Source organism: Armatimonas sp. (genome assembly GCF_964826245.1).
Map to the genome: position 1 here is coordinate 1 of NZ_CBAYMC010000226.1, position 6864 is coordinate 6864.

Annotated in this window: 7 protein-coding genes; 1 reads left to right on the top strand and 6 read right to left on the bottom strand. The window is 54.9% G+C overall.

The features are described from left to right. Positions 1 to 1464 (bottom strand): alpha-L-rhamnosidase-related protein (locus AC1XOS_RS17805; RefSeq protein ID WP_481963562.1); only part of this gene is annotated, 1464 nt, incomplete at its 3' end. A gap of 155 nt (positions 1465 to 1619) precedes the next feature. Here AC1XOS_RS17805 and AC1XOS_RS17810 point away from each other — a divergent pair. After that, positions 1620 to 2636 carry a Gfo/Idh/MocA family protein gene (locus AC1XOS_RS17810; protein ID WP_481963563.1) on the top strand — a complete coding sequence of 339 codons (1017 nt, stop codon included), beginning with the start codon at positions 1620 to 1622 and terminating at the stop codon, positions 2634 to 2636. Here the strand turns inward: AC1XOS_RS17810 and AC1XOS_RS17815 are convergent. The 5 genes from AC1XOS_RS17815 to AC1XOS_RS17835 form a co-directional block, all read right to left on the bottom strand. Further along, entirely contained in the window at positions 2633 to 3280 is a 648-nt protein-coding gene (locus AC1XOS_RS17815; RefSeq protein WP_481963564.1) for a winged helix-turn-helix transcriptional regulator, read from the bottom strand. The two genes, AC1XOS_RS17810 and AC1XOS_RS17815, sit on opposite strands and share 4 nt — an antisense overlap. 83 nt (positions 3281 to 3363) lie before the next feature. Further along, entirely contained in the window at positions 3364 to 4176 is an 813-nt protein-coding gene (locus AC1XOS_RS17820; protein WP_481963565.1) for an MBL fold metallo-hydrolase, read from the bottom strand. 31 nt (positions 4177 to 4207) lie between these two features. Beyond that, positions 4208 to 5266, bottom strand: a complete 1059-nt coding sequence (locus tag AC1XOS_RS17825) for a hypothetical protein (protein ID WP_481963566.1) — start codon at positions 5264 to 5266, stop codon at positions 4208 to 4210. Between the two features lie 97 nt (positions 5267 to 5363). Then, on the bottom strand, positions 5364 to 5762 hold the full coding sequence (locus AC1XOS_RS17830; RefSeq protein WP_481963567.1) for a hypothetical protein: 399 nt from the start codon (positions 5760 to 5762) through the stop codon (positions 5364 to 5366). A 162-nt stretch (positions 5763 to 5924) separates the two neighbouring features. Beyond that, positions 5925 to 6864 (bottom strand): amidophosphoribosyltransferase (locus AC1XOS_RS17835; RefSeq protein WP_481963568.1); only part of this gene is annotated, 940 nt, incomplete at its 5' end.

The following is a 6864-nucleotide window of genomic DNA, read 5'->3' on the forward strand; positions in this document are numbered from 1 at the left end:
AAAGGCAAGCGGGACAAGATTGGCATGGAGCGAGGCGTGGGCGCTGCCCTCGCCGTCTCGAAAAACGCCCCGCGTCGGGTCTACAAATGCCGCACGGTAGGCCTTGCGTACGCGCTCGGCTTCCTGCTCATAGTCGCCGGACTTCCCGACGGCTTTGGCGAGGCGAGCCATGCCCATCAGGGCGTGCCAGTAGAATGCATTTGCCACGCTATTGACCATCGGCCCGGCCATCTGGCGGTTGTCGGTGGCAATCGCGCCGCCGCCAAAGCCATCGCGCTCGGCGGGCGGCCAGTCCACAATCGCGCCTGCAACCAGCAAACCATCGGGGCGAGCTTTCTGACGCAGTAGCTTGCGGTCTAAGCGATCCCAGATTCGTGCCACAAAGGCAGTGTCGCCCGTAAACTCCCAGTCGGCCTCCGCCATGAGAATCAGATGGTGCGCCCACTCGGTTGGCCAGGTGCTGTAGGTGAGTAAGAGCTCCAACGTGTACCGATAGAGCGCCCAGTCGCGCTCCATCAGGCAGTGGCCCAGTTGCGCTAAGTAGGCATCCGCCTCGTAGGCCGTGCGCTCGCGCTCGCCATCAATGGAGACTCCTAGAAAGCTGGTGGCCTTGAGCGTGTGCTGACAGAGCTTCCAGACATCTGTCAGCGTTTTGTCGGAGCAGGAAAACGCGGCAGCTTTGTCGTCGAAGGCGCTATGCAGGGCCTTAATGCGAGCGTGCTCGGACTTGAACTCGCCTGGCCAGCCCTCGACCTCGATGGCACGAAACGGCAAGACATCGTCGTAGCCGGGGGGAACTTGCACGGCTCCCCGACGAACACCGGGTGCAAACGGGGCCTTCGGGGTTGGCACGAGCACGCGCTCACGGGACGAGAGCAAAGTCTCGCAGCTTCGGTAGCAGACACTTCCCGGCGGCTTGCGGTCTATGCTATTCTTGCTTGCCAGCTTCTCCCCAAAGTGAACGACCACCCGCGCCGCTGCTGGGCCTGAGAGCTGGAGAGTTCCAAACCAGGCACGGCCAAAGTCCACAAAGTAGCTGCCGTCGCCGCGCTTGACAATGCGCTCCGGGGCGATCTCGGTGAGCTGTAGCGGGTTGCGGTTCTCCCAGGCATCGTTCTTGGGCGAAGGAAAAGGCGTCATCCCCATCCGCCCGGTGGCAAATGCCTGCGGCTTGCTCCACGCGCTCGCCCGGCTGCTCCCCTCGCGCCAGAGCCGCACCTGCCAGGTGAATTTCTGGTTCGACGGAAGCCAGGGGCCATCGTAGCGCACCCCAATTGAGTGCGCCGATGCCATGCGTTTGCTGTCCCAGAGCACCTGCCCATTTTCTGTGAGTACCTGAATCTGGTAGGCGCTCTGGATACCGTCGTCGAAGCACCAGGAAAACGCAGGCTTAGGGTCGGTGAGCGTCGCACGCTCCGGGTAGGCGAGGTAGCCGATGGTCAGGCCAAAGGGTGTGCTGGACATAATGCGTATTGTACCCTCCTCCCCCCGCTTCGCTCCTCCCTCCTCCCAATCCTGGGAGGAAGGCCAAGGTGGAGGGTTAGCCCGGCACGGGCTTTGCGGCGCGAAGCGCCACCCAGACGCCTCGTTCACGGGGCGGCAAGCGGTATAATTCCCTCATGACAACTCTTGCTTTTGTCGGGTGTGCGCATATCCATACACCCGGCTTTATTCATAACATCAACCGACGCACTGATAGCATCAAGGTCAAGTACGTCTGGGATCATGACTTAGCTCGTGCCGAACAGCGCTCCAAGGAGCTTGCAGGCTCGGTAGTGGAGAGTGATCTGGATGCCATTCTTGCCGACCCGGAAGTGACGGCGGTGATTGTGTGCACCGAGACCAACCGGCACACCGATGTGGTTCCCCAGATTGCCGCCGCGGGCAAGCATGTCTTTGTGGAGAAACCGCTGGGCTTCTCCGGGGCCGATGCAAAAGTCATGGCCGAGGCGATTGAGAAAGCGGGCGTGCTCTTCTCCACCGGCTACTTCTCGCGTGGCGATGCCAAGCTCCGCTTCGTCAAAGAGCAAATCGAGAAAGGCCACTTTGGCAAGATTACCCGCGCCCGCATGAGCAACTGTCACAGCGCCGCAATCGGCGGCTGGTTCGATGGCGAGTGGCGCTGGATGGCCGACCCGGTGCAGTCGGGCTGTGGTGGCTTTGGGGACTTGGGCACCCACATCCTCGATATTGTTCTCTGGCTCTTTGGCCCCGTAGCGCAGGTCACTGGACAGCTCGACAGTGGCCTAGCACGCTACGAAGGCTGCGACGAGACGGGTGAGGGCATGCTGCGCTTTGAGAGTGGCGTCATCGCGACTCTGGCCGCCGCCTGGGACGATGTCGCCGACCCGGTGCGCTTGATTGTCTCCGGTACCGAGGGGCATGCGTTGATTGTCCACGACAAGCTCTACTTCCAGAGCAAGCACGTGCCCACCATGGATGGTAGCCAGCCGGTTCGCAGTGCCGAGCTTCCGGGGCCGGTTCCCGCCGGGCTAGACTCGTTCTTAGACCGTGTTACTGGCACAAGCGACGATGCCCCGCTCGTGGGTGCGAGCGAGGCAGCGTACCGCAATGCGGTGATGGAAGCGATCTACACCGGCGCAAAAGAGAGCCGCTGGGTCACGCCGCAGGCCTAATCGGCGACGATGGTGTACCCTTGGCCGCGCACCGTGCGGATCAGGGGTACCGGAAAATTGCGGTCTATCTTCGTGCGCAGGTAGCTCACATAGACATCCAGCACATTGTCCGTGGCTCGCTCTTCGCCGGGCCAGACATGCTCCATGATCTCCTCACGGGTCACGACTCGTCCCGTGCGCCGCATGAGCAGCTCTAACAGCGTAAACTCTGTCGCCGAGAGCGCGATCTGAGTCCCGCCACGGGTGGCACGGCGCGTGAGAGTATCCAGGGAGAGATCTCCCATAATCAGGGGGCTACGCTCCAGTGAGACGCGTCGCAGGAGGGCCTGGGTCTGGGCCAGAAGGAGCTCGGTACCACTCTCCAGAGGTAGTACCACATCGGCTCCCGCCGCCAGCCCTGCCAGAACCCGGTCGGGCGTATCGAGCAGGAGAATGGGAACGTTGACATGTGCTGCGCGGAGAGCGGTGCAAAGCCCCTGTCCCGCCAGCACCCCCAGTGGCTCCACCAGCACAATCAGCTCTATCCCACCCACCCGCGCCATATCGAATGCCTTGAGGCCATCGGCGGCAAACAGGACCTGAATCTCTTGTCGCTCTAGCTCAGCAGAGAGTTGCGTAAATGCCCCCTCAGAGGCACTCACCATTAAAACGGTATATCCAACTTGACTTATCACACTATCAAGAGCGTTGTAACCTACCTGTTGGTTCCGCAATTTTGAGTTTTTTCTCAAAAAAGACTCTTTTGGACTGCCTGCGCCCCCGCACGCCAGAGAAGTGAGGGAGAGTCGCGCTGTGCGATCTCGACAGCGGCAGGGCTCGCGGCACATCCCGCCTCTTGCCAGCGGCGCTTCCAGTAGGCCCGCACAATCCCCGGTGTGTTGTTAATCTCCGAAAGATGCGCAAACCAGACCGAGGCCGGGCCGTGCTCCAGCGTGTGGGAGAGCACTAGATCGGCAGCGGCATTATTAGACAGGTGGCCGGTGCGGGCTAGAATACGGCTCTTGAGCGACTCGGGATAGGGCCCAAAGCGCAGCCGGTGAATATCATGATTGGCCTCGACCACCAAAAGCGAGGCACCACGGCAGGCGCTCCGAACATCGGGGGTAATGCTCCCTGTGTCCGTGGCATAGACCAGCGCGGTTGCACTTGACTCCACCCGAAACCCACACGGCTCCGCGGCATCGTGCGTGGTGAGAAGCGAGCGGACTCCAAACGCCCCCAGCCCCGTTTCGTCGCCTGGGGAAAGAGCCAGTGTCGGGAAATCGCGCTTGTCAGACTTCTGGAGCGCCGCCAGCGTCCCCGGCGTGGCGACAATCGGCACTCTGTACTTCACCGCCAGCGGCACGGCTCCCACACTATGATCCCCGTGCTCGTGGGTCACTAGAACGCCGCTAAGACTCTCCAGCGCAACACCGCGTTCGCCACACCAGCGCTTCAGAGTCCGCACCCCAATCCCCGCGTCCACCAAAAGCGCCCCCGAATCGGAAGTCACGAGCAAGCAGTTCCCCGAAGACCCCGACGCGAGGCAGTGGACAGTCATCAGTTCACAGGGTATTCCCCAAAAAAACCCTTCAAGTGTTTGACTTTAAGCGTTTTCTTGGACTTTCGGGTTCTCGAAAAATCAAGAAACCTCCTTCAGATAAATCCCATTCCCAACCTCCATATTCAGCACAAATCCGATCTAAGAATTGCCAAATTACTATTTTTTTAGAAGAGAATAATCTCTTTTCATATTTTTTTAAATCATGCATTACAATATCTATATTGCAAGACTCATTCAAAAAAATAATAATATCCCTGAAACTCAAATACTTAGAACCGAAATCAACGTAAGTTGAATTTAACATTTTAGAAGAATCTATCATCTTTTTCTTATCAAAAATTTTCTTTTCATATGAATCAAAAACAATACTAACCTTTCTTTCTCGCATTATATCGTTTTTATTCTTATCGTAGTTATTCCATCTGAAAGAATAACCACCTTTTTTTGAATCAATTCCAAAAACTAATTCCTTCACAGGATTCCCAAGAGCTGTTTTGTCTTGGATTTTCAATGTAACACCAGCCATATCATTTATATCGATACCAGGTTTTCTCCCCAAGGCATTACCTTCTTCAATCAAAACGCCCATCGCGCTCCGTATTGACAATTGCATACTATCAGGCAATTCAGAATACAGAATTCCATCTTCAGAAAGAATCTTATCACGCATCGCCGAACTAACAGAATCCAAATCCTTCATAAAATTATCAATATTTTTAAATCTTCTTTTCTGATAATCACCAATCGGCATATACATACCATTAATCATATCTTTCCCCATTTCTAGTTGATATACAGGTATCCCTTCTGAATATTTAACCCATTTCAGTCGATACAATAACGCATATGCCTCCATTACATCAGACACAGACCTCTTTTTGAACAAAAATAGAACAGGCTCTTCAACTATTTCCCCCTCAGTCGTCCCTACAGTCAATCTAATCGCTGAATAAACCCATTTATATAGTGTTCTAAAACTACCACGCAATATTCTTCCATTTTCAATTTCTTTTAATAATCCCTTATCCTTCTGTAATACATTATCCGTATTTTTCGTTATCATTTTGCCATTAATATTTTGACTCATTTATCCACTATCATCTCTTAAAATAATAAATTTACAACACAGTAAATTACTAAGGTGATTAAGCGAGAAGGCCAACCACCTCAGTAGTTAAATATCCCTAATTCACATGGGAAAATGGCTCGGTGAAAGGAGTAGCATATTGAAGAGCTACATTAGTGGTTTTATCATAAATCCGACCGGAGCCAGAATACTGACGACTTCCGGTTCCCGAAGCATGCGCCCAATTGCCACCACCTCCAGCAGGACCTTTTCCAAGATCACTAGCAAATGACACCTGATCCGCTCCTTTGTCTTCCCAAATGAACCAGGCTGCTGCAGCATTTGATGAAGTCCAATCGAAATGAGCGCTAATATACACATTATCTATAGCACCATGAGTATGCGTTACACTATCAATAACGGCAACTCCAGCAGAAGCATCATTTCTACCACAGATAAACGTGGCAAAAGTTATAGACACAATAGCAAAAAATCGAACATTTGACCATCTACTCATTTTCGTACACTCCAAAAACACAAATTAAATCGTCTTTTTCAGACGACAATGATTTTTTCTAAACGCTATCCAACTAGTGAACAACTGAACACAAGTATACTTAAACAAATAAATTTATACATTAAGAAAGTACAAGAGCATTGTACATTTTTTCATCATGAATCATCCTACCGGCGGCTCGAAGGCGAGCTTTTCCATGCGTAGGCTATCTGGAACGGGGATAGGGTAGTTACCGGTGAAGCAGGCGAGACAGAAGTTGTCCACAGGCACTTGCATCGCGCGGGCCAGCCCTGCTTCCGTGAGATAGCCCAGGCTCGTGGCTCCGATTTTCTGGCGGATTGCCTCCACGGACTGACTGGCGGCGATAAGCTGGTCTTGGGTCGCCATGTCAATGCCATAAAAACACGGCCACTTGACGGGGGGCGCGGAGATGCGCACGTGCACTTCCCGCGCTCCGGCCTCTAAAAGCAGACGCACAACTTTCCCCGTCGTGGTGCCCCGGACAATCGTATCGTCCACCATAACCACGCTCTTGCCTTGTAGTGCCTCACGGATCGGGGTGAGCTTCATGCGGACGCCCATCTCGCGCATGCGCTGATCCGGCTGGATAAACGTGCGCTGGATGTAGCGGTTTTTGATGAGCCCTTCGCCAAACGGAATCCCACTCGCCTCTGCAAAGCCCAGTGCCGCCGGCGTGCCCGAGTCAGGGACACCAATGACGAGATCGGCATCAATGGCAGGGTGCTCACGGAACAGCTCTCCTCCCATGCGACGGCGTGCGGCATGCAGGCTCTGGCCGTACATCACCGAGTCCGGGCGGGCAAAATAAATGGCCTCCAGCATGCAGAGCGCCTGCCGCTTCATCGGGACACCCGGCTCCACGCGCCAGCCTTGGTCGTTGACAACAATTATTTCACCGGGCATGAGCTCCCGAATGAGAGTCGCCCCCACCTTATTGAGTGCACACGTCTCGCTCGCCAGCACAAAGCCGCCCTCGCTTAAGCGCCCCAGACAAAGCGGACGAACTCCATACGGGTCGCGCACCCCAATCAGCTCGTCGTGCGTTAAAATCGCCAGAGAGTACGCACCCTCGGCCTGCTGC

Excerpts from the sequence above, each read along its gene's own strand:
- AC1XOS_RS17810 (WP_481963563.1), top strand. The coding sequence starts at position 1,620 with ATGACAACTCTTGCTTTTGTCGGGTGTGCGCATATCCATACACCCGGC.
- AC1XOS_RS17815 (WP_481963564.1), bottom strand. The coding sequence starts at position 3,280 with ATGGTGAGTGCCTCTGAGGGGGCATTTACGCAACTCTCTGCTGAGCTA.
- AC1XOS_RS17820 (WP_481963565.1), bottom strand. The coding sequence starts at position 4,176 with ATGACTGTCCACTGCCTCGCGTCGGGGTCTTCGGGGAACTGCTTGCTC.
- AC1XOS_RS17825 (WP_481963566.1), bottom strand. The coding sequence starts at position 5,266 with ATGAGTCAAAATATTAATGGCAAAATGATAACGAAAAATACGGATAAT.
- AC1XOS_RS17830 (WP_481963567.1), bottom strand. The coding sequence starts at position 5,762 with ATGAGTAGATGGTCAAATGTTCGATTTTTTGCTATTGTGTCTATAACT.